This window comes from Microcoleus sp. B7-D4 (assembly GCF_036705125.1).
Lineage (GTDB): Bacteria > Cyanobacteriota > Cyanobacteriia > Cyanobacteriales > Microcoleaceae > Microcoleus.
In genome coordinates, this window is record NZ_JAUBTT010000250.1 from 1 (window position 1) to 1,628 (window position 1,628).

At 45.2% G+C, this 1,628-nt stretch carries 2 protein-coding genes; both read left to right on the forward strand.

Annotated features, from left to right (window positions below; genetic code table 11):
- Positions 1–782: 782 nt before the first annotated feature.
- Positions 783–1,304, forward strand: coding sequence for an AAA family ATPase (locus tag QUB12_RS37755; protein WP_445300702.1), 522 nt, complete (start codon positions 783–785; stop codon positions 1,302–1,304).
- 172 nt (positions 1,305–1,476) lie between these two features.
- A partial coding sequence (locus QUB12_RS37760) for an ArdC-like ssDNA-binding domain-containing protein (protein ID WP_445300703.1) occupies positions 1,477–1,628 on the forward strand: 152 nt, incomplete at its 3' end.

Genomic DNA, 1,628 nt, shown 5'->3' on the forward strand with positions numbered 1-1,628 from the left:
AACCCCGAGCAATTGGCTCTGAGAGGGCGAAAGCGGACGACTATTTTGGTAAAAATCCAGGTTGGCTGGCCTGCTTGGACGAAGCTCGAACCTCCGTACGAGAATTTCATTGGTCAAATGATAGGAAGAAGGATGAGAACAAGTACCACCATCAGAGCGATTCCTAGCTGAATCCACTGCCACTTTGCACTTCTGAAATCCCGTGCATCAATCCGCTTGGCGCACCCTTTGCAGACGATTCTCGTTCCGAATCGCCTTTGAACCGTGGAGATTCTTCCGGTGCGATAGTCACTCCGAATCCACTCGCCAGTCTTTACGTGGCGACGCAGTCGATAGCGTGACTCGTTGAGCGGTCTCCCGCAGATGTAGCAGTTGGCCATAAATGTATTGTCTCAAGATTCATTTGAAAGAGAAATTAGAGACGTATCCATGCAAGCCATGCGCCACACGGAGAAAGGCGAGTAGTTGCTCAGGATCAAGTTAAAGACTGGTAAAAAATTCTATCTTTCCTTATCGACGCTATATAAGAGATGATGGAACTCATGTTTTGGTTTGTGCGTCAAATAATCGTGACCATGACTGGTCACGAGAATACGCATATGTCCCACGATAAAAAGAAGCAAAGCACGGGTTCCTGGAAAGGCAACCGAGACCGCCATCAGGTTGCTAAGCCTGAAGGGCCAGGCAAAGGACCAGGACCAACCAAGGCTGGATTTATTCCACCCAAGTTCAGAAAAGACAAGTAAGTTGTCTACTGCGGAGATATTGTCTATGCTGTTTGCATGAATAGATCCGCTTCACCTGTACTCATCTGTCTTTCTGGATTGCCATTTTCCGGAAAGACTTTTTTGTGTACAGCGTTAAAGGAGAGTCTCAAGGCAACGATTGTCTCTTATGATGACTTGTGGGTAAAACAGTCCGAAGAGAATGGATCATGGCAGTCATGGGAGCAGGTCACCAAGATTGCGCATCAGCATATTTCCAAATTTCTTCTCCCTCAATCTGTCGTCCTCTTTGATAATCTCGGGGATACGAGAGCCTATCGCAGGACACTTCAGGGACTCGCAAAGGAAAAAGAAGCGATATTTGTCATTTTATACCTAGACACACCCGCAAGTATAAGGGTTAAACGTTGGACTGAAAATCAAGAAACTAAACATCGTCACTCGGTCTCAAAAACAAGGGTCTCTCAAAAAACTCAATTTGAACCACCAAATAGAACTGAAGCTGATTTATTTGTGAGAGTACTTCCGACAACGACACTTACTGATATTTATGAACTAGTCGTTACACATATTTACTAGAGTATTTCGACTAAATTCAAAAAGATGCTGGCAAAATAGATAATCTTGCGTGAAGGTCTGACTTGCATGATTAGATGATTAATTGAGTAGTAAATGATAATAAGATGATTATGATTCAGGCGACTTGATCGCCGAGGATCAGCATGAACATAAACAAACCTGAGGTGCTCGGATGAGTACCGTCATTTACGAGAACGTCACCAAGACGATCATCGAAGCACTTGAGCGAGGCGTTGTACCTTGGAAGAAGCCCTGGCATCAACTCCAAGCTCTCCCGAGCAACGCAACGTCCAACCGACCGTATCGAGGGGTGAATGCGTTTCT

Bases quoted from the DNA above. Each gene is read 5' to 3' on its own strand.
- QUB12_RS37755 (WP_445300702.1), top strand. From the start codon at position 783: ATGAATAGATCCGCTTCACCTGTACTCATCTGTCTTTCTGGATTGCCA.